This window comes from Stappia sp. ES.058, from assembly GCF_900105595.1.
Lineage (GTDB): Bacteria > Pseudomonadota > Alphaproteobacteria > Rhizobiales > Stappiaceae > Stappia.
In genome coordinates, this window is the sequence record NZ_LT629784.1 from 583,318 (window position 1) to 603,997 (window position 20,680).

At 65.0% G+C, this 20,680-nt stretch carries 20 protein-coding genes; 9 read left to right on the forward strand and 11 right to left on the reverse strand.

Annotated elements, in window-relative coordinates:
- Window positions 1–58 precede the first annotated feature (58 nt).
- Window positions 59–400, forward strand: coding sequence for a DUF952 domain-containing protein (locus tag BLU32_RS02760; protein ID WP_093804886.1), 342 nt, complete (start codon window positions 59–61; stop codon window positions 398–400).
- Between the two features lie 2 nt (window positions 401–402).
- Window positions 403–1,506 (forward strand): quinone-dependent dihydroorotate dehydrogenase, encoded by a 1,104-nt coding sequence (locus BLU32_RS02765; protein WP_371326966.1) that lies wholly within the window; start codon window positions 403–405, stop codon window positions 1,504–1,506.
- Between the two features lie 34 nt (window positions 1,507–1,540).
- On the opposite strand, the gene betB is transcribed toward BLU32_RS02765, so the two are convergent.
- From betB to betI, 3 genes are read right to left on the reverse strand one after another with little or no spacing between them, the layout of a single operon-like run.
- Window positions 1,541–3,004: a betaine-aldehyde dehydrogenase gene (gene betB, locus BLU32_RS02770; RefSeq protein ID WP_093804888.1), complete on the reverse strand. Its 1,464-nt coding sequence runs from the start codon at window positions 3,002–3,004 to the stop codon at window positions 1,541–1,543.
- Window positions 3,005–3,044: 40 nt separating this feature from the next.
- A complete protein-coding gene (betA, locus tag BLU32_RS02775) occupies window positions 3,045–4,700 on the reverse strand; it encodes a choline dehydrogenase (RefSeq protein ID WP_093804889.1) in 1,656 nt (551 codons plus the stop codon).
- 3 nt (window positions 4,701–4,703) lie between these two features.
- On the reverse strand, window positions 4,704–5,282 hold the full coding sequence (gene betI, locus BLU32_RS02780) for a transcriptional regulator BetI (protein WP_093804890.1): 579 nt from the start codon (window positions 5,280–5,282) through the stop codon (window positions 4,704–4,706).
- Between the two features lie 316 nt (window positions 5,283–5,598).
- Between betI and BLU32_RS02785 the strand changes: the two genes are divergently transcribed.
- From BLU32_RS02785 to choV, 3 genes are all read left to right on the forward strand, one after another.
- Window positions 5,599–6,546, forward strand: coding sequence for a choline ABC transporter substrate-binding protein (locus BLU32_RS02785; protein ID WP_093804891.1), 948 nt, complete (start codon window positions 5,599–5,601; stop codon window positions 6,544–6,546).
- 172 nt (window positions 6,547–6,718) lie between these two features.
- Window positions 6,719–7,564 (forward strand): choline ABC transporter permease subunit, encoded by an 846-nt coding sequence (choW, locus tag BLU32_RS02790; protein ID WP_093804892.1) that lies wholly within the window; start codon window positions 6,719–6,721, stop codon window positions 7,562–7,564.
- Window positions 7,561–8,589: a choline ABC transporter ATP-binding protein gene (choV, locus tag BLU32_RS02795; protein WP_093804893.1), complete on the forward strand. Its 1,029-nt coding sequence runs from the start codon at window positions 7,561–7,563 to the stop codon at window positions 8,587–8,589. Before choW ends, choV begins: the two co-directional genes overlap by 4 nt.
- A gap of 9 nt (window positions 8,590–8,598) precedes the next feature.
- Here choV and BLU32_RS02800 read toward each other — a convergent pair whose 3' ends face one another.
- Window positions 8,599–9,939, reverse strand: a complete 1,341-nt coding sequence (locus BLU32_RS02800) for an MATE family efflux transporter (RefSeq protein ID WP_244501782.1) — start codon at window positions 9,937–9,939, stop codon at window positions 8,599–8,601.
- A gap of 291 nt (window positions 9,940–10,230) precedes the next feature.
- Here BLU32_RS02800 and BLU32_RS02805 point away from each other — a divergent pair, with 291 nt between their 5' ends.
- Window positions 10,231–10,665: a MarR family winged helix-turn-helix transcriptional regulator gene (locus BLU32_RS02805; protein ID WP_157727467.1), complete on the forward strand. Its 435-nt coding sequence runs from the start codon at window positions 10,231–10,233 to the stop codon at window positions 10,663–10,665.
- Between the two features lie 80 nt (window positions 10,666–10,745).
- Here the strand turns inward: BLU32_RS02805 and BLU32_RS02810 are convergent, their stop codons facing one another.
- A complete protein-coding gene (locus tag BLU32_RS02810; RefSeq protein ID WP_093804895.1) occupies window positions 10,746–11,366 on the reverse strand; it encodes an NYN domain-containing protein in 621 nt (206 codons plus the stop codon).
- A 285-nt stretch (window positions 11,367–11,651) separates the two neighbouring features.
- Between BLU32_RS02810 and BLU32_RS02815 the strand changes: the two genes are divergently transcribed.
- The gene (locus BLU32_RS02815) at window positions 11,652–12,554 is read left to right on the forward strand and encodes a histone deacetylase (RefSeq protein ID WP_093810493.1); all 903 of its coding nucleotides are present in this window, start codon (window positions 11,652–11,654) and stop codon (window positions 12,552–12,554) included.
- A 12-nt stretch (window positions 12,555–12,566) separates the two neighbouring features.
- Here the strand turns inward: BLU32_RS02815 and BLU32_RS02820 are convergent, their stop codons facing one another.
- Together BLU32_RS02820 and BLU32_RS02825 are read right to left on the reverse strand one after the other, a co-directional pair.
- Window positions 12,567–12,842, reverse strand: a complete 276-nt coding sequence (locus BLU32_RS02820) for a DUF6460 domain-containing protein (protein ID WP_093804896.1) — start codon at window positions 12,840–12,842, stop codon at window positions 12,567–12,569.
- A gap of 39 nt (window positions 12,843–12,881) precedes the next feature.
- Window positions 12,882–13,769, reverse strand: a complete 888-nt coding sequence (locus tag BLU32_RS02825; RefSeq protein ID WP_093804897.1) for a class I SAM-dependent methyltransferase — start codon at window positions 13,767–13,769, stop codon at window positions 12,882–12,884.
- A gap of 232 nt (window positions 13,770–14,001) precedes the next feature.
- Between BLU32_RS02825 and BLU32_RS02830 the strand changes: the two genes are divergently transcribed.
- Window positions 14,002–14,457, forward strand: coding sequence for an META domain-containing protein (locus BLU32_RS02830; protein ID WP_157727468.1), 456 nt, complete (start codon window positions 14,002–14,004; stop codon window positions 14,455–14,457).
- A gap of 97 nt (window positions 14,458–14,554) precedes the next feature.
- Here BLU32_RS02830 and BLU32_RS02835 read toward each other — a convergent pair whose 3' ends face one another.
- A complete protein-coding gene (locus BLU32_RS02835) occupies window positions 14,555–16,768 on the reverse strand; it encodes a 3-hydroxyacyl-CoA dehydrogenase NAD-binding domain-containing protein (RefSeq protein ID WP_093804899.1) in 2,214 nt (737 codons plus the stop codon).
- 15 nt (window positions 16,769–16,783) lie between these two features.
- Window positions 16,784–17,242: a cupin domain-containing protein gene (locus BLU32_RS02840; RefSeq protein WP_093804900.1), complete on the reverse strand. Its 459-nt coding sequence runs from the start codon at window positions 17,240–17,242 to the stop codon at window positions 16,784–16,786.
- A gap of 138 nt (window positions 17,243–17,380) precedes the next feature.
- On the opposite strand from BLU32_RS02840, the gene BLU32_RS02845 reads away from it, so the two are divergent.
- Entirely contained in the window at window positions 17,381–18,142 is a 762-nt protein-coding gene (locus BLU32_RS02845) for an EAL domain-containing protein (protein ID WP_093804901.1), read from the forward strand.
- A 41-nt stretch (window positions 18,143–18,183) separates the two neighbouring features.
- Here BLU32_RS02845 and BLU32_RS02850 read toward each other — a convergent pair whose 3' ends face one another.
- On the reverse strand, window positions 18,184–19,392 hold the full coding sequence (locus tag BLU32_RS02850) for an acetyl-CoA C-acetyltransferase (protein WP_093804902.1): 1,209 nt from the start codon (window positions 19,390–19,392) through the stop codon (window positions 18,184–18,186).
- A gap of 46 nt (window positions 19,393–19,438) precedes the next feature.
- The gene (locus tag BLU32_RS02855) at window positions 19,439–20,566 is read right to left on the reverse strand and encodes an acyl-CoA dehydrogenase family protein (RefSeq protein WP_093810494.1); all 1,128 of its coding nucleotides are present in this window, start codon (window positions 20,564–20,566) and stop codon (window positions 19,439–19,441) included.
- Between the last annotated feature and the right edge of the window lie 114 nt (window positions 20,567–20,680).

Genomic DNA, 20,680 nt, shown 5'->3' on the forward strand with positions numbered 1-20,680 from the left:
CGGGCCGGCTTTATTGCGGGCGGGAGTAAACCGCATTCGCTGAAAAGGTACGTCGGTCATGCCCCTGATTTACAAGATCTCTCCCGCGAATGCCTGGCGTGATGCGGAGGCCGCTGGCGTCCATACGGGTGCGCCTGTCGATCTTGCCGACGGGTTTATCCACTTTTCCGCAGCCAGTCAGTTGCGCGAGACGGCGGCGAAACATTTCCACGGTCAGGCGGACCTGCTCCTGATCGCGGTCGAGACCGACGCGCTCGGCGATGCGCTCAAGTGGGAGCCGTCGCGCGGCGGCGCGCTGTTCCCGCATCTTTACGCGGATCTTCCGATGTCCGCTGTCGTCTGGGCAAAGCCGCTGTCGCTCGGCGATGATGGCGTGCACCGCTTCCCGGAGGGCCTGTAATGCTGCGCGATCTCATCGGCGGCGCGGCCCGCCGTGCGCTTTTCACGCTGGATGCGGAAGCCGCGCATGGCCTGACGGTCAAGGCGCTGGCCTCCGGAGCGATGCCGGCCTGCCGGGCACCGCAGGACGCGCGGCTGAACGTCCGGATCGGCGATCTGAGCTTTCCCAATCCGCTCGGCATGGCTGCCGGTTTCGACAAGAACGGCGAGGTTCCGGACGCGCTTCTGCGTCTCGGGTTCGGCTTTGCCGAGGCCGGCACGGTGACGCCGCGCCCGCAGGCGGGCAACCCGAAGCCGCGCGTCTTTCGCCTTGTGGCGGACAGGGGCGTGGTCAATCGTCTGGGTTTCAACAACGACGGCCACGCGGCCGTGCGCGTCCGGCTTGAGGCGCGCGCCCATCGTGTCGGCATCGTCGGGGTGAATGTCGGCGCCAACAAGGATACGGGGGACCGCATTGCCGACTACACCGCCGGCATCGAGGCCTTCGCCGACCTTGCGTCGTTTTTCACCGTCAATATTTCCTCGCCGAACACGCCGGGCCTGCGGGACCTGCAAGCGCGTGCGGCTCTTTCCGAGCTTCTCTCAAGGGTGATGGAGGCACGCGATCTGGCTGCCGTTCGGCATGGACGCGCGGTGCCGGTCTTTCTCAAGATCGCGCCGGATGTCGACGAAGCGGAGCTCGACGATGTCGCGGCCGAAGTGCTCGCGGCGCGCGTCGACGGGCTGATCGTGTCGAACACCACGCTCGCCCGCAACGGGCTGACGGACCGCGCGGGAGCGGAACAGGCCGGGGGGCTGTCGGGGCGGCCCCTGTTTCGCCGGGCGACCGTTGCGCTTGCCCGCATGCGCCAGCGGGTCGGCCCGGAGCTTCCGATCATCGGGGTCGGCGGCATTGACAGCGGCGAGACCGCCTGGACCAAGATCACCGCCGGCGCCAACCTGATTCAGATCTACACCGGGATGGTCTACGAGGGGCCGGGACTGGTGCCGAATATCCTGCGGCATTTGTCGCAATGCCTCGACCGTCACGGGCTTTCATCGCTGAGCGAGGCTGTCGGCACAAACACCGACGCCTGGGCGCGGATCGATCCGGATGGCGACGTGTGAGAGGCGCCCGGCCCCAGACGGGATGGAAGCGGGCCTAATAGGCGCTTTCGACGTCGCCCATCTCCACATAGACCGACTTGATCTGGCTGTAGTGGGCGATCGCCGCATGGCCGTTCTCGCGGCCGATTCCGGACATCTTGTAGCCGCCGAAGGGCACTTCCGCCGGTGTCAGATTGTAGGTGTTGATCCAGCAGATGCCGGCCTGAAGGGCTGCGATCACCCGGTGGCCGCGCTTGAGGTCGCGGGTGAAGACGCCGGCGGCGAGGCCGAATTCCGTCGCATTGGCGCGGGCAATGGCTTCTTCCTCGGCTTCGAAGTCGAGCACGCACATCACGGGGCCGAAAATCTCCTCGCGCGCGATCGTCATGTGATCGACGACATCGGCGAAAACGGTCGGTTCGACGAAGAGCCCGTCGGGGAGGCCGTCGACGGTCGCCCGATTGCCGCCGCACACCAGCCGCGCCCCTTCTTCGACGCCCTTGTCGATATAGGCCATCACCTTGTCGAGCTGCGATGCCGAGACCAGCGGACCGGTGTCGACGCTCTCGTCCATCGGATCGCCCATTCGCGCGTTTGCCGTGCGCTCGGCGAGCCGGGCGAGGAAGGCCTCCTTGACGCCCTTTTGCACGAAGACGCGGGTGCCGTTGGAGCAGATCTGTCCGCTGGAATAGAAGTTGGCGTTGATGGCTGCCGAGACGGCGTTTTCCAGATCCGCATCGTCGAAGACGATCAGCGGCGACTTGCCGCCCAGTTCCAGCGTCACCTGCTTGAGCGTTTCGGCCGCCGTTGCCGCGATCCGCTTGCCGGTCGGGACCGATCCCGTCAGCGACACCTTGGCGACATCGGGGTGGGAGACGAGATGCGCGCCGGTCTCGCCGAAGCCCTGCACCACGTTGAAGACCCCGTCGGGCAGTCCGGCTTCCTTGAAGACCTCGGCGAGCTTGAGGGCTGAGAGCGGCGTGACCTCGGAGGGCTTGAACACCACCGCATTGCCGCAGGCGAGCGCGGGCGCCGCCTTCCAGCAGGCGATTTGCATCGGGTAGTTCCAGGCGCCGATGGCACCGACGACGCCGAGCGGCTCGCGGCGGGTGTAGGCGAAGGAGCCGCCAAGATCGATGTGCTCGCCGGTCAGCGTCGCCGCCAGTCCGCCGTAGTATTCCAGGCAGTCCGCGCCGGAGGCCGCATCCGCCACCAGCGTTTCCTGCAAGGGCTTGCCGGTGTCGAGTGTTTCCAGTTCCGAAAGCGCGCGGTTGCGCTCGCGCAGGATGTCGGCGGCGCGCCGCAGCACGCGGCCGCGTTCCACCGGCGGCGTCGCGGCCCAGACCTTGAAGCCGCTGCGCGCAGCGGCGACGGCGGCATTGACCGTTTCCGGGGTCGCGGCATTGAGCCGGGCGATCACCTCGCCGGTTGCCGGATAGCGGCTTTCCAGCAGGGTGCCTGCGGCGTCCTCAAACGGCTTGCCGTTGATGAAATGGGAGGCTGCGGGTTGGGCACGCATGGGCGTCTCCTTTCGGGTGTCGCGGGGCAGGTGTCGCGCGTCAGCGCTGCGACGTTTGCCAATCGGGGTGGATCCACGGCTGCCGGTTGCTGGCCGGCAGCGGCGTGCGACCAAGGATATGGTCGGCGATCTTCTCGCCCACCATGATCGACGGTCCGTTGAGATTGCCGTTGGTGATCTGCGGGAAGATCGAGCTGTCGGCCACCCGCAGGCCCTCCACTCCGATCACCTTGCCCTGCGGGTCGACCACGGCTTGCGGGTCGTCGGCATTCCCCATCCGGCAGGTGCCGCAAGGATGATAGGCGCTTTCGGCGTGCTCGCGGATGAAATCGTCGAGATCGGCATCGCTCTGTGCGCTTTCGCCCGGCTGGATCTCATGCCCGCGGAAGGGCGCGAAGGCCGCCTGGCCGAAGATCTCGCGGGTCAGGCGGATGGCGGTGCGGAACTCGTCCCAGTCGTCGGGATGCGACATGTAGTTGAACAGGATCGAGGGATCGGTGTCCGGATCGGCGGAGGTCAGCGCCACGCGGCCGCGCGACTTGGAGCGCATCGGCCCGACATGCGCCTGGAAGCCGTGACCCTCGGCCGCCGCCTTGCCGTCGTAGCGCACGGCGAAGGGCAGGAAATGATACTGGATGTCGGGATACTCGATGCCGGCGCGCGACCGGATGAAGGCACAAGCTTCGAAATGGTTCGAGGCGCCGAGACCCGTTCCGGTGAACAGCCACTGCGCGCCGATCAGAGCCTTGGAAACGAGGTTCCAGTGCTTGTAGAGTGTGATCGGCTGGGTGCAGGTCTGCTGGATGTAGAGTTCCAGATGGTCCTGCAGGTTCTGCCCCACGCCCGGCCGATGCGAGAGCGTTTCGATCCCGAGGTTTTGCAATGCCTCGCCGTCGCCGATTCCCGACAGCATCAAAAGGCGCGGCGAGTTGATCGCGGACGCCGAAACGATCACTTCCGCCGAGGCATGAGCCGTCTCGATCCCGTTTCCGCGCGTGAACTCCACGCCGGTCGCGCGGCCGTTTTCCATGACGACGCGACGGGCGTTGACGCCGGTGAGCAGGCGTACATTCTCGCGTTTCATCGCCGGCTTCAGATAGGCGTTCGCCGTCGACCAGCGGCGGCCGCGCCACACGGTCATCTCCATGTCGGCAAAGCCTTCCTGCTTCAGTCCGTTGTAGTCCGGCGTTGTCTCGTAGCCGGCCTGGTGGCCGGCTTTGATGAAGGCATCGTAGAGCGGGCTCCATTTGGTGCCGCGCGTGACATGCATCGGGCCGGAGGTGCCGCGCATGCCGCTTTCGCCCCCGTGCGAGGTCTCCATGCGCTCAAAGTAGGGGGCGACGTCGGCATAGGACCAGCCTTGCGCGCCTATTTCGGCCCAGGTGTCGAAATCGCGGGCGTGACCGCGCACATAGACCATGCCGTTGATCGATGAGGACCCGCCGATGACCTTGCCACGCGGCGTGGCGAGGCGACGTCCGCCCAGATGCGGTTCCGGATCGCTGGAAAAGCCCCAGTCGTAGCGGCTCATGTTCATCGGATAGCTGAGCGCGGCCGGCATCTGGATGAACGGGCCGACGTCGCTACCGCCCGCCTCAAGAATCAGAACGCGCGTATCCGGGTCTTCCGAAAGCCGATAGGCGAGGGCGGCGCCGGCGGATCCGGCACCGATCACGATATGCGTTGCCTCAAGCATTGGTCAGTCCGTGAGTTGGCGTTCCACATAGTCCTCGACGCGGCGAATGGCCGAGCGCGGCTGCGGCGGGCCGTCTGCGAAGACCCGTTGCAGCCACAAGCCGTCGATGAGCGCGGCGGTTCCCTCCGCCGCATTGCGGGCGCGGTCGCCGGGCAGAAGCGCGGCAAAGGCATGGGCCAGGTTCGAGACCAGGCGCCGGTGATAGATGCGCAGCAGGCGGCGGGTCTCGGTGTCGGTGCGCGCCTGCAGGTAGAAGGCGAGCCAGGCCGAGATCAATGCCGGCTGAAACTGTGTCGGGGCGAAACTTGCGCCGATCATCGCCGACAGCCGCGCGCGCGGTCCCACCGCCTTCGCCATTCGCGCTGTTGTCTCCCTGGAAAGGTCGAGCAGCAGCGAACGCATGGTGGCGTTCAGCAATCCGGCCTTGGAGCCGAAATAGTGATGCGCCAGCCCGCCCGAGACCCCGGCGCGACGGGCGATCTCCGCCATCGTCGCATCGCCGAATCCACGCACGTGGATTGTCTCCACCGTGGCGTCTATCAGCGCCTTGCGCCGGTGCACTTCCATTCCGATGCGCGGCATGAACGGATCCGTCTCCTGTCGGGCGCGCTTTGCCCTTGGACAGCAAGGAGTAATTTTGATTGATCGTTCAATCAACAAAAAAACGAGAAACGTGCGAGCATTTGCGCGACAGGGTCAAAAGTGCTTTGATGCGCCCACGCGAGCGGACCGCTGCGCAAGCGGCCCTGACCAGACTTGACCGGACGGCGAACCCGGTCCGGGGCTGCGGGTCGCAGACGATCGCCGGTGCCGCCAGGCATATCGGGTCCGCGCCGCTGACACATTATCATGGGGCCCGGCGCTCTTTTTCCGGGCAACAAATGGAGGACAGAACCAGATGAACACATTCGCTTTGCGCCTTGGCGCGGCAACCCTTGCCCTTGGCCTGACGGCCGGTGGCGCCTTCGCCGCCGAGGCCGACGCCTGCAAGGCCGTGCGCTTCTCCGACGTTGGCTGGACCGACATCACGGCAACGACAGCGGCGACTTCCGTGGTGCTCGATGCGCTTGGCTACGAGAGCGAGATCAAGATCCTCTCCGTGCCGGTGACCTACGCCTCGCTGAAGAACAAGGACATCGACGTCTTCCTCGGCAACTGGATGCCGACGATGGAAGCCGACATCAAGGCCTATCGCGAGGACGGCTCCGTGGAGACCGTGCGCGCGAATCTCGAGGGCGCGAAATACACGCTCGCGGTTCCGAAATACACCTATGACAAGGGTCTCAAGTCCTTCGCCGACATCGCGAAATTTCAGGACGAGCTCGACGGCAAGATCTACGGCATCGAGGCCGGCAATGACGGCAACCGCCTGATCATCGACATGATCGAGGGCGACCAGTTCGGTCTCGAGGGCTTCCAGATCGTGGAAAGCTCGGAAGCCGGCATGCTGTCGCAGGTCGCCCGTGCGACCAAGCGCGACGAGGACGTCGTCTTCCTCGGCTGGGCGCCGCATCCGATGAACGCCAACATCGAGATGGAGTATCTCGCCGGTGGCGACGATGTGTTCGGCCCGAACTATGGCGGCGCCACCGTCTACACCAACGTCCGCGCCGGTTATGGCGACGACTGCCCCAACGTCGGCAAGCTGCTCGACAATCTCGTCTTCTCGCTGGAAATGGAAAACGAGATCATGGGCGCCATTCTCAACGACGGCACCGATCCGGACAAGGCGGCCACCGCATGGCTGAAGGAGAACCCGGGCGTTCTCGATGCCTGGCTCGACGGCGTGACCACCTTCGACGGCAGCGAAGCGATGCCGGCCGTCAAGGGCGCGCTCGGGCTTTGATCCGTCTGGCATCGCCAGGCTGAGAACCGAACCGGGGCGTGGACCGCAGGAGGCCCGCGCCCCGGTTTTTCCGATACGAACGTTCGCAGGTTCGTGACGGCATGCCGCTGATGACGGCATTCCATCGCGGCGGCACAACCGGCAAGCACGAAAAGCGGGGGCAAGACACGCAGTGGAGTGGCTGACAGAACACAAACTGCCCATTGGAAACTGGGCGCAGACACTGGTCGACTGGCTCACGGACAATGCCTACTGGATCTTCGACGGGATCTCGGCGGACCTGGAAACGCTGATCGATGCGATCCTCTGGCTCCTGCAGACTCCGCATCCGCTGGTCGTCGTCGCGATAGCCGCGATGCTCGCCTATGCGGTGCGCCGCAAGCTCTCCTTCGCGCTCTTTGTCGGCCTGAGCCTGCTTTTCATCATCAACCAGGGCTATTGGGAAGAAACCACGGAAACCCTGTCGCTGGTGATCGCGGCAACGAGCGTGTGCATGATCATCGGCGTGCCGCTGGGCGTCGCCGCCGCGCATCGGCCGGCGCTTTTTGCCGCCATGCGCCCGGTGCTGGACCTGATGCAGACGATCCCCACCTTCGTCTATCTGATCCCGGCGCTGATCCTTTTCGGACTCGGCATGGTGCCGGGCCTGATCGCGACCGTCATCTTCGCCATTCCCGCGCCCATTCGGCTGACCCAGCTCGGCGTTTCCTCGACACCGACGCAACTGCTGGAGGCCGGCGAGGCCTTTGGCGCCACGAAGTCGCAACTCCTGTGGAAGGTGGAGCTTCCCTATGCGCTGCCGCAGATCATGGCGGGCCTGACCCAGACGATCATGTTGTCGCTCTCCATGGTGGTGATCGCAGCGCTTGTCGGCGCGGACGGGCTTGGCTTGCCGACGCTTCGCGCGCTCAATACGGTCAATATCGCCAAGGGCTTCGAGGTCGGCATTGCCATCGTGCTTGTGGCCATCGTGCTGGATCGGTTCTTCCGCCGGGATGAAAAGGGGCATGGCCAATGAGCGCGGCAGTCGTAACCTTCAAGGACGTCGACATCGTCTTCGGCGACAGGCCGGAAACCGCACTGCCGCTGGTGGACCAGGGCGTGTCGCGGGTGGATATCCAGGAACAGACCGGCCAGATCCTCGGGGTCGCGGGCGCGAGCTTCGACATTCGCGAGGGCGAGCTCATCGTGCTGATGGGCCTGTCGGGGTCGGGCAAGTCGACGCTGCTGCGCGCGGTCAACGGCCTGAACAAGGTGACGCGCGGCGAGGTCTGGGTGCAGAACGGCGATCATGCCGTCAATCCGTCCGCCTGTTCGCCGCAGGAGCTCAGGGCACTGAGGCGCAGCCGCATCGCCATGGTGTTCCAGCAGTTCGCCCTGCTGCCCTGGCGCAGCGTGCGCGACAATGTCGGCTTCGGGCTGGAGCTGTCCGGCATGGGGACCAAAGCGCGCAAGGAAAAGGTCGACGCCCAGCTGGAACTCGTCGGACTGGAGCAATGGGGCGACAAGTTCGTGCATGAGCTCTCCGGCGGCATGCAGCAGCGTGTCGGTCTGGCGCGCGCCTTTGCCACCGATGCGCCGGTTCTCCTGATGGACGAGCCGTTTTCCGCGCTCGATCCGCTGATCCGCGACCATTTGCAGGACGAGCTTCTGGCGCTTCAGGACAAGCTCGGCAAGACCATCGTCTTCGTCAGCCACGATCTGGACGAGGCCGCCAAGATCGGCTCGCGCATCGCCATAATGGAAGGCGGGCGGGTGATCCAGCTCGGCACTCCGCAGGAGATTGTGCGCAAGCCCGCGACCGATTACGTCGCCGAATTCGTGGCCCATATGAACCCGCTCGGCGTGTTGCGGGCCCGCGACATCATGCGGCCGCTGAACGGTGATGCGCCGGCGGTGGACGCTGCGCGCTGCGCGCCGAAAACGCCGGTGCGTGAGGTGATCGCACTCAAGCGCCAGGGAAGCGGCACGCTGGTGGTCGAGGAGGCCGGCGCGGCCATCGGTCTGATTGACGAGGCGGAGATCCTCGACTGCCTGCGCTGATGGATTTCTTCAGTTGCTTGCTGGAAAGGTCTCGGCCGCGCGCTTTTTCGAGATAGCCAGCAGCGTGAATCCGCGTGCGGCAATAAACAGCGAGAACGCCAGCCAAAGGCCGTGGTTTCCGAAGAGCGGGAAGAGCACCCAATAGGCGGCAAGAAACAGCGCCAGCGACACAAGCATCATGTTGCGCATGTCGCGCGACCAGGTGGCGCCGATGAAGACGCCGTCCATCTGGAAGGCGAGCACGCCAAGCAGTGGCATCGCCGCCGCCCAGGGCAGATAGATCGCGGCAACAGTGCGCACGTCTTCTGCCGTCGTCATGAAGTCGATCAGCGCCTGTCCGCCCGCGAAAAAGATCAGCGCGGCCAGGAGCGCCAGGACGAAGCCCCACAGGATGCTCAGCCGCACGGTCTTGTCGAAGGCGGGCCGGTAGCGTGCGCCCACCGCCTTGCCGGCGAGCTGTTCGGCCGCTGTTGCAAGCCCGTCGAGGAAAAAGCCGGAGATCATGAAGAATTTTTCCAGGATCGCATTGGCGGCCAGGATCGTGTCGCCCTGCACGGCGGAGCGTGAGGCGAAGAAGGCGAAGGCGAAAATCAGCGCGAAGGAGCGCACGAGAATGTCGCGGTTGAGCGCGACCATGCGCTTGAAGCGGGCCGGGTTGAAGATCCGCGCGCGCGACGGCCAGGCCCGGCCGCCGAGCGCACGCGCGGCGAGCAGCGCGCCTGCGACCGCCGTCGCCAGTTCGCTCAGCACGGTCGCGCCGGCGACGCCGGCCACCCCCCAGTCGAGATAGAGCACGAACCAGACGGAGAGCGCGATGTTGAGGCCGTTCAGGCCGGTTTGCAGCAAAAGCGCGGTCATCGACTGGCCGCGTCCGATGAACCAGCCGAGAAACGCGTAGTTCAGGAGCGCGACCGGCGCGGAGAGCGTGCGCACGGTGAAATAGCTGGCGGTTGCCGTCTTCACCTCTTCGCTGCCGCCCATCAGCCACAGGCCGGCGGAGAGGATCGGCACCTGCAGCGCCACCACGCAAAGCCCGAGCGCCAGCGCCAGAAGGCCGGCGCGAAACAGCACCGCGCGTTCTTCCTTTCCATCTCCCGCGCCCACCGCCTGCGCCGTCAGGCCGGTGGTGCCCGAGCGCAGGAAATTGAAACTGGCGAACACCAGATCGAACAGGATGCCGCCGAGCGCAATGCCGCCGAGCAGCGCCGCATCGCCCAACTGCCCGATGACGGCGGTATCGACCAGACCGAGCAGCGGCGTCGACAGATAGGCGAGCGTCATCGGCACCGCGATGGCGAGCACCGTACGGTTGGTCACGTCGAAGGGGCGAATGGCGGCACTGGCACGCACGGGAGATGGCTTTCGGACGGCGGGAATGAGGGCGGGGACGATCGAAGAATCGCGACGAAGACCCGTCGCACGCCGAAGGCTACCTGTCACACGCACGCACGCAATCGGAAACTCTCACGCTTTTGCCCGTGATCGGCATCTGCCGCAACGGCGCGGGGGATCGGTTGTGTGGCGAATGTGCCGCAGCACATCCGGTGGCTGACCGTCCGGGATTGCTCCTTGTAAATACGTGAGTGCTCACGTATATATCGCGCAATGATCCGTTATAAATCACGTATAGGAGTAAAATTCATGGAAACGCTTGCGTTTTCCCTCATGGATGTTGCGAGCCTCTTGGAAAAGCGGTTCGACCGATCCCTGTCCGCCGTCCGTGGTGTCAGTCTGGGCGAATACCGGCTGTTGCGCAGCCTCTCGGCGTTTCCGCAGGCACGCGCCACCCGCGTCGATCTTGCGCGTGCGGTGGGGCTGACCCCTTCCGCGGTAACGCGCGCCTTGAAGCCGCTGGAAAAGCTCGGCTTCGTGACGACGGAAAAGAGCGACCGCGACGCGCGTCAGAGTCTCGCCAAACTGGCGCCGGCGGGCGAGACCCTGTTGAGCGACGCGGCCGGCGTTGTCGCGGATGTGGCGGCGGGTCTGCCGCAGACCACGGTCACCGTGGAACAGCTTGATGCGCTCTATCGCGGGCTCGGCGGCCAGTCGCGGCAGAAGTCCGAAGTGGCCGCATAGACGGGCGATGCGCACCGCCCCCGCGCCCGCCGGAGGTGCTGCAAAGCTCACGCACCTTCGGCGGGTCTGCGCGCCTTCGGCTATGTCTTGGGGCGGTAGTCGCGCGGATCCAGACAGGCGTCATAGACTTCGCGGGAAATCGGCAGCCAGTCGGTCTGCTCGATGCCGCGCGTTTTGTGGCGGGGGTTTTCGGGAAAGGCGGAGGCGATCTTGATCCAGCGGTTCTGCTCGCTTGCGATTCTCCTAAGCTCGATGGCGGCTTCGGAAAGGTCCTGATCCTGGGAGAAGACCAGCGCGACATCATAGGCCTTGTCCTGGGCAAGGCGAATGACGTCGAGGGCAATGCGGATGTCTATGCCCTTCTCGTCGCCGACAACGAAGCTGTGCTTCTTGCCATCGGGCAGGCGCACCGTCTTTGTGCGGTAGCGCAGCGCGCGGGTGTGAACATGTACGCCCTCGCGGCCCATCTGCGCACCCTTTGCCACCCAGAAGTGGTTCCAGAAGGCGTTGTCCTTTGCATCCGGAACGCCGGTGTAGAAGCGCACGGCCTCAAGCTCCCAGCCTTGGGCCTCGCACACCGCTTTTGCCAGTTTCCTGACGTTGTAGTTGGGGTAGCGATGCCCGAAGCTGGCCTTGGCGGAATGAAAAAGGTTCTGCCCGTCGACAAACGCGATGGCCCGAATGGGGGAGGGAGGCTGCATGGCTCGGCCCTGACGACGCGCTCGGCCCGCGGTCGGATCAGCCCGCCTGCCTGTCCGCCTACCTGTGCGGATGCTCCGGGCTCGCGAAAAAATAACCCCGCCGGAGGCCTTTCAGCGTGTCCGACGGGGATCATACATGATCTCAATATCGGATTTTCTACCGTGGAAATCAAGTGTCGCGCGAAGCGAAAGGCACTTTGGCGTGCTTGCCCTCCGCCCGCCTCGCGCCATATCCGGAAGCGGTTTTCCCGCCAGCACTCACCCTTGCGTCAGGTCTTGCGTTTCATGTCCCTTGCCGTCGTTCATCATCCCGCATTCTGCGCCGAGATCCCGGCGAACCATCGGTTTCCGATGAACAAGTTCCGCCGTGTCGCGGAGGTTCTGGTGGAAGAGGGAATCGTTGTGCCCGGCGGCTTTCATCAGCCTGTGCCCGCGCCGGCCGCATGGGTGGCGCTTGCGCATGACCGGGCCTATGTCGACCAGGTGTTTTCGGCAAATGTCCCGGCGCCGGTCGCGCGCGAGATTGGCCTGCCGATGAGCGAGGCCGTCGGCTTTCGCGCACGTTGCGCCACGGCAGGAACGGTGCTGACGGCAAATCTCGCGCTGGAGCATGGTATTGCCTGCAACACGGCCGGCGGGAGCCACCACGCGCGCAAGCTCCACGGTGCGGGGTTCTGCGTTTTCAACGATGTCGCGGTCGCCATCCGTCTGTTGATGGCCGACGGCGCGATCCGGCGCGCGATGGTCGTCGACCTCGACGTGCATCAGGGCGACGGAACGGCACAGATCTTCACCGACGACCCGGCCGTCTTCACCCTTTCGGTGCACGCAAGGCGCAACTATCCGGTTCGCAAAGTCGCCTCGACGCTTGATATCGCGTTGGAGGACGGTCTGGGCGATGCCGCCTATCTGGAGGTGCTCGCCGCCAGCCTGCCGCAGGCGCTCGCCTCCTACCGGCCGGACATCGTGTTCTTCAACGCCGGCGTCGATCCGCATGAAGATGACCGGCTCGGTCGTCTGTCGCTCAGCGACGAAGGGCTTGAGGCGCGCGACCGCTTCGTCATCCGTACGGTGCGTGCGGCCGGCATTCCGCTCGCCGGCGTGCTTGGCGGCGGCTATCTGGCCGACATCGACCGGCTGGCGCGCCGCCACGCCACGCTGCACCGCGTGGCGGCCGAGTTCGCCTGAGCGGCTTCGTTTCTAGTCGCGGCGGCCAAGGCTCAGCAGCCTGAGCACCACCCACACCGGAATCACCACGAGTGCGCCGAGCACGAAATAACTGCCCAAGCGTCCGAGCGCCTCGAAGCCCATGTTCCAGAGCCGCTCGATGAAGCCGATCAGCCCGTCGAACAGGTCGAGCGGGTGCAGGTTGAGCGCCGAGAGCAGCACGCCGACCACGAAGGACAGGAAGATCAGCTTGATCAGCACGCGTCCGGGACTGTCTCCGAGGAAGCGGGAGAATGAGCGGTTCGACATTGAGAGGGCATCCTTGCGTTCGTCATGAAATGGGACAGGTCAGGTGCTGGCGATCGCGACCAGCGTATCGGTTGCGTCGATGCGCGCCAGGGCATCCGCATAGGCCTCGCCGAGCGCTGGCGTCTCGAAAGCGGCAAGCGTCGTGCGGTGACCGCCGGGCTCTCCCCTGGAAAGCCAGGTGAGGTGATTGGCAAGACCGTAGCGCTGCACACCCGCGATCTGGATGTCGCGAAAGCCGGCGTCGGCGAGGAACAGACGCAAGGACTCGCGCGTGTGCAGAACGAGGTGCTGGGACCAAAGCGTGAAGGCGAGGAAGGCGCGCGACCCGAGCGGCTCGATCAGCATGTCGCGCGCATGCGGAACCTCCACGACAATGCGGCCCTTGCCGTCCGGTTTCAGGCAATCCCGGATCTCGGCAAGCGTCGTGGCGGGGTCCGGCAGATGCTCCAGCACATGGAACAGGAAGACGGTGTCGAAGCTGCCCGGCGCGTCGTCCAGACTTTCGTGACAGGCAATCCGGGACGCATTGAGCGCGACGCGGCGGTCGTCCTGCAGTTCGATCCCGCAGGCGCTGCCGGCAAGCGGTGCCGCTTCCTTGAGGAAGGAGCCTGCGCCGCAACCGAAATCGCAGATGTCGCGCCCAGTGATGAACGCGCGGTGGTCGGCCAGCCGGCGCTCTGTGTCTGCAATGTCCTCAAGCGAGGGCGGCGGGGTTGCGCCGGTCGGTTCGGCACGGTCGCGATAGGCGCCGCTGCGGTATTCCGCATCGCCCGCATAGTGGCCGTCAATGAAGATCACGCCGCTGACGCGGTCGCGGTGGACGGTCAGAGGGTCGACATCGCGGGTGCGGGTTGCCAGAACCTCCAGACGGTCCTCGCGGATGGCGCCGGTGCGCAGGAGCGTGTCGCGGATCCGGTTGGATGGCATGATGGCGCTCTGGTGTCCTTGCACGGGGCTTCCCCGATTGGCGATGGTGCGAATGTAGGGGCTCGGCCGCGTCAGGCCAACCGCTTTGCCGGTGTGTGGCTGCGGCCCGACCCGGGCGGCCTTCCTTATGCCGCATTGGGTTGGGAGACCCCTTGAGAAACGGAGCGTAATGCTGTGTTATCGCGATCCCGCCCCGATGTGCATGACCGAAGTCCAAGGACCCGCTATTCGCATGACTCTCGCAGGACACCGCGCCATCGCCTTTCGCCTCTTTGTCGTTCTGCTCGCCATCCTGGGAATGGGCGGGGCGTTGTCGGCGCAAGGTGACAAGCCGTCGATCGCCGGGGAATGGCAGATTGCCGCACTGGCGACCGCCAACGGCGCGCTGGTCGATCTTGACGCCGCCCTTGTCCGCAAGACGGAAGTGGTCATCGACCGGCACGGCCTCTGGGCCGCATCCGCCGGCTGCAACCGGCTTCGCGGAACGCTGGAGCAATCCGGGCGGGCGCTGTCGGTATCGGAACGCGTGATGGCGACGAAGATGGCCTGCGCGGGCCCCTCCGGCGATCTCGAGCAACGCTTCTTGCGCTATTTCCCCCGCGCCGTCGAGGTTGACGGAATGGACAAGAGACTGCTTCTGCGCGATGCCGGCGGCGCCGTGGTCGTGCTGCTGGTCGGCAAGGACTGACGCCAGGCGGCGTTGGGCGGAATTCCAGTTTCCCGTTTTTGCGACGACAAAGGGCGGCACGCGGCCGCCCTTTGTGGTTTCGGCTTTGGCGGGAGGCTCAGGCGGCGTCCTTTTCCGCCGGACGATCCGGTGCGAAGCGGTCGTAGAAGCGCGCATCGGTCTTTGCCATCTCGCGCAAGAGCCGGTTCGCCTTGAAGCGTGGTCCCCACTTCTTGGTGAACCTGCGGCAGATGTCGACGAAGCGGGCCGTGCCCATGCCGTCGATGTAGGAGATCGTGCCGCCTGTGAAGGGCGCGAAGCCGAAGCCCAGGATCGAGCCGACATCCGCCTCGCGCACGTCCGTCAGGCAGTTTTCCTCGAAGATGCGCGCTGTTTCCAGCGCCTGCATCACCAGGAAGCGCTGCTTGATCTCGTCCAGATTGAAGCTTTCCGCCGGTTTGGGCTTGCCGACTACGTCGGGGATGCCGGGCCACAGGGTCTTTTCCCGGCCCTGATAGTCGTAGAAGCCCTTGCCGTTCTTGCGCCCGAAGCGCTCGCGTTTGACCACCATTTCTTCCAGGATGTTGTCGAGGGGGCCTTCCACGTATTTGACGCCGAGGTCGGTGCGTGTGGCAGACACGATCTTCCACGCCAGATCCAGCGCCACCTCGTCGCCGAGCGACAGCGGCCCGACCGGCATGCCGGCCATGCGGCCCGCCGTCTCGATCATCGCCGCGGGAACGCCGTCGGCCAGCATCATTAGCCCCTCGCGGATATAGGTCATGACGACGCGCGAAGTGTAGAAGCCGCGCGAATCGTTCACCACGATCGGCGTCTTCTTGATCGCCTTGATATAGTCGAGCGCCATGGCGAGCGCGCGCTCGCCGGTCTTCTTGCCGAGGATCACCTCCACCAGCATCATCTTGTCGACCGGCGAGAAGAAATGGATGCCGATGAAGTTTTTCGGCCGTTTGGAGGCTTCCGCCAGCGAGGTGATCGGCAGGGTCGAGGTGTTGGAGGCAAAGATCGCCCGCGACTTCAGCACGGCTTCGGCCTGTTCCGTCACGCCTTTCTTGATGCTGCGCTCCTCGAACACCGCCTCGATCACCAGGTCGCAATCGGCAAGCCGCTCGTAGTCGGTGGTCGCCTCGATGCGGGCAAGCAGCTTTTCCTTGTCGCCCTCTTGCGCCTTGCCGCGCTTGATCGCCTTGGTCATCAACTCGTCGGAATGGCCTTTGCCCTTGTCGGCGGCGGTCTGCTCGCGGTCGATCAACACCACGTCGATGCCGGCGCGCGCGGAGACATAGGCGATGCCCGCGCCCATGAACCCCGCGCCCAGAATGCCGACCTTCCTGATCTTGTTGGGTTTAATTCCTTCGGGCCGGCGCGCGCCCTTGTTCAGTTCCTGCATGGAGACGAACAGCGAGCGGATCATGCTGGCGGCTTCCGGCGTCTGCAGCACATGCGCGAAATAGCGGCTTTCCACCGTCAGCGCCTGGTCCATCGGCATTTGCAGCCCCTCGTAGACCGACTGCATGATGCCGCGCGCACCCGGATAGTTGTCATGGGTCTCGCGCCGATAGATCGCGTTGGCCGCCGGCCAGAACTGGAAGCCGGCGGGCGAGTAGATCGGCCCGTTCGGCAGCTTGAAGCCCTTCTTGTCCCAAGGTTTGACCGGGTCGACGCCGGCCTTGAGCATCTTGAGCGCGGTGGCGACGAGTTTCTTCGCCGGGGCGGTCTCGTCGATGAGTTTCAGCGCCTTCGCCTTGTCCGCGTTGAGCGTGCGGCCCTGCAGCAGGAACTGCAGCCCCTGCTGCGCGTCCGCCATTCGCATCACGCGCTGCGTGCCGCCGGCGCCCGGAAAGAGGCCGACCTTGACCTCCGGCAGCGCCATCTTGAAGGCGTCCTCCTCGGCGGCCACGCGCGCGTGGCAGGCAAGCGCCAGCTCCGTCGCTCCGCCCATGCAGGTGCCGTTGATCGCTGCGACAAAGGGTTTGCCGCAGGTTTCCAGCTTGCGGAAGATCTGCGACAGCCGCCGCGAGCCGTCGAACAGAAGCCGGGCCGCACCTTCCGGGTCTTTCGCGCGCTTGGCGTGGTAGTCGCTGAGCAGCCCTTCCATCATGGTGAGATCGGCGCCGCCGGAAAACGCCGGCTTGCCGGACGTGATCACCGCACCGGTGATCTTGTCGTCGCCGGCGACCGCATCGATCAGCGCATCCAACTCGTCCATCACGCCAAGATCGATGACGTTCATCGACTTTCCCGGCATGTCCCATGTGATCAGGGCGATGCCGTCGGCGTGCGTTTCGATCGAGAAATTCGTGTAAGCCATCTTGGCCTCCTGGGCTCAGTAGGGCGTGCCGTCCTTGCGGGTGAAATGGTGTCCGGTCGCGTCGCGCCGATAGTCGAGGTCGTGATCGGGATAATGCGCGTGCTCTTCTTCCGCGCGGCTGCCGACTTCCAGATAGACAACGTCGCAGGCGGATCGGTTCAAGAGTTGGTGGGCGACGTCGTTGCCGGCCTTGAAGGTGGCCGCTTCGCCGGCGGAAAGCTGCGTTTCCGTGTCGTTTTCGACCAGCGTTGCCTCGCCCTCCAGGATGAAGACGAACTCGTCCTCGTTCTCGTGCCAGTGTTTCAGAGAGGAAATCGCGCCCGGCGCCAGTCGCGTCAGGTTGACGCCGAAACGGGCGAGGCCGCCGGCATTTCCCAGCGCCCGTTTGGCTCGCCCCTCGGTGAGCGCGGCGAAGGGCGCGGGATAGATGGTCATCGTCTTCGCCGGGATCGCGTCAATGTCGATCTTGGGCATCGTCGGTCTCCTCACCATTCCGCCGGAACGTTGTTGTGCTGCCCGTTATGGAAAACGAGGCGGAGTAAGAAAGTTTCAATTTCCCACGACTAGTTTCAAGAACTGGAACCGGCGTGGACATGAATTTTCGGGCGGCTCATGACTGATTCTTGCGAAGGGTGCCGAAACGGTGTTCGGCTGGATTTCGATTTCACGATGGCGTTCCAGCCGATCGTCGATCTGGGGTCCGGGCGCGTCTGGGGCTACGAGGCGCTGGTGCGCGGTCTCGACGGGCAGTCCGCTTGCGAGATCCTGTCGAAGGTCACGCCCGAAAACCGCTATCGTTTCGACCAGGCCTGCCGGGTGAAGGCGATCGAACTGGCCGCCGGGCTTTTCCCCGACGACACCACACGGCTGTCGATCAACTTCATGCCGAACGCCGTCTACGATCCGGCCGCCTGCATTCGCACCACGCTGCTTGCCGCCGGCCGCGCCGGTTTCGCGCTCGACCGGATCATGTTCGAATTCACCGAAAACGAGCCGATGATCGACACCAAGCATGTCGAGGGCATCATCGCCGAATACAGGCGCCGCGGCTTCATCACAGCGATCGACGATTTCGGTGCCGGCTATGCCGGTCTCAAGCTTCTCGCCAATTTCCAGCCCGACCTCGTCAAGATCGACATGGATCTGGTGCGTGACATCGATACAAGCCCGGCGCGTCAGGCGATCGTCGCCGGCATCATGGGCATCTGCCGGCAACTCGACATCACGGTTCTCGCCGAGGGTATCGAGACAGAGGCGGAGCTTACGGTGCTTCGGGCCGCCGGCGTTTCGCTCGCGCAGGGGTATTATCTGGCCCGACCCGCGCTCACAGCCCTTCCTCCCGTCGACGACTTGATGAGCGTTCGGGTCGCCTGAAGGCATTCCTGAATTCACCCGAAGACCGGACATCATTGCACTCACACCCGCTCGATGATCGTCGCCGTGCCCATGCCGGCGCCGATGCACAGCGTCACGAGTGCCGTGTTCAGGTCGCGCCGCTCCAGTTCGTCGAGCACGGTTCCGAGAATCATCGCGCCAGTCGCGCCCAGCGGATGGCCCATGGCGATCGCGCCGCCGTTGACGTTGACCACCGCGGGATCGAGATCGAACGCCTGCCGGTAGCGCAGTACCACCGAGGCGAAAGCCTCGTTGATCTCGAAGAGATCGATATCCGACATTTTCATCTTTGCCGAGGCCAGCAGCTTTTCGGTCACGTCGACCGGGCCGGTCAGCATCAGCGCCGGATCCGACCCGATGTTGGCGAAGGCCTTGATCCGCGCGCGCGGCTTCAGCCCCGCCTTGCGTCCGGCCTTGCGGTTGCCGATCAGGATGGCGGCGGCGCCATCGACGATGCCCGATGAATTGCCGGCGTGATGCACATGGCGGATGCGCTCGATCTCGGGATGCGCCTGGATCGCGACGGCATCGAAACCGCCCATCGACCCCATGATCTCGAAGGAGGCGTTTAGCGAGGCGAGCGACTGCATGTCGGTGTCCGACCGCATGTGCTCGTCGCGGGCGAGGATCGTCAGGCCGTTGATGTCGCGCACCGGCACCACGGATGCGCCGAAATAGCCCTTTTCCCAGGCGGCGGCCGCCCGCTGCTGGCTTTCCACCGCATAGGCGTCGACGTCGTCGCGCGAGAAGCCGTATTTCGTCGCGATCAGGTCGGCGGAGACGCCCTGCGGCATGAAGTAGGAGGGCAGGGCGACCTGCGGATCGACCGGCCACGCGCCGCCGCTGGCGCCGATGCCGATGCGGCTCATCGATTCCGCGCCGCCGGCGATCACCAGGTTGTGCTGGCCGCTCATCACCTGCGAGGCGCCGAAATTCACCGCGTCGAGGCCCGAGGCGCAGAAGCGGTTGATCTGGATGCCGGGGACGCTCGCGTCATAGCCGGCAGCGAAGACGGCCGCGCGGGCGATGTCGCCGCCGGCCTCGCCGATGGGATCGACACATCCGAGCACCACGTCGTCGACCAGCCTCGTGTCGAGATCGTTTCTCGCGCGCAGCGCCTCCAGCGGCTGCGCCGCCAGCCGGACGGCCGGTACTTCATAAAGAGCGCCGTCCTTCTTGCCGCGCCCGCGCGGCGTGCGGACGTGATCGAAAATCAATGCGTCGGCCATGGAAGTCTCCTTGCCTTTTACAATTCGGATGCGTCTCGGACGTCCGTCACTGGAGGCTGCGCGCGATCAGCACCTTCATGATCTCGTTGGTTCCCGCGTAGATGCGTTGCACGCGGGCGTCCGCGAACAGGCGGGAAATCGGGTATTCGGTCATGTAGCCGTAGCCGCCGAAGAACTGGAGGCATTCGTCCATCACCTTCATCTGAAGGTCGGTGCACCAGTATTTGGCCATCGAGGCGGTCACACTGTCGAGCTTGCCCTCGACGAGCTTGGCGATGCAGTCATTGACGAAAACCTGCCCGATGGTGGCTTCCGTCTTGAGCTCGGCCAGCTTGAACTGGGTGTTCTGGAAATCGAGCACCCGTTTGCCGAAGGCCTTGCGCTCCTTGACGTAGTCGAGCGTGAGCGCCAGCGCCCGTTCGACCGCCGCCATCGCCTGCACGGCGACCAGCAGGCGTTCCTGCGGAAGCTGTTCCATCAGTTGATAGAACCCCTGGCCCTCCTCGCTGCCGAGCAGCGCATCGGCGGGAACCCGCACATCGTCGAAGAAAAGCTCCGAGGTGTCGTTGCCCTTGAAGCCGAGCTTGTCGAGATTGCGGCCGCGCCGGAACCCCTCGACCTTGTCGGTCTCCACCACGAAAAGCGATACGCCCTTGGCGCCGACCTTCGGATCGGTCTTGGCGACGACGACGATCAGATTGGCGAGCTGCCCGTTGGTGATGAAGGTCTTGGAGCCGTTGATCACATAGTGGTTGCCGTCGCGCACGGCGCTCGTCTTGACCGCCTGTAGGTCGGAGCCGGCGCCTGGTTCCGTCATGGCGATGGCGCCGACCAATTCGCCGGAGACGAGACCCGGCAGCCAGCGGGCCTTCTGCTCGTCCGATCCGTAATGCGCGATGTAGGGGGCGACGATCGCGGAATGCAGCGCGATGCCGAAATGGTCGAGACCCTCGAGGCCGAGACGGCGGATGATCACCGATTCATGCGCGAAGGTGCCGCCGGCCGCACCATACTCCTCCGGCATCGCCGGGCAGAGGAAACCGCCGGCGCCGGTCGCCTTCCAGGCATCGCGGGTGACGCTGCCCGCCTCGACCCACTCCTCATAGTCGGGCGCGATCTCGCGTTCGAGAAAACGGATGAAGGCATCGTCGAGCATGGTCAGCTCGTCGTCCATCCAGTCCGGCGGTGCGACATTCAAAACAGTCACGCAAGTCTCCTCCCCTGGCGTGGTGGGCGTGTCGCGGCGGATTGCCGCGCGCCCTGTGTTCCGTGTCGTTCGCGCGTCTTC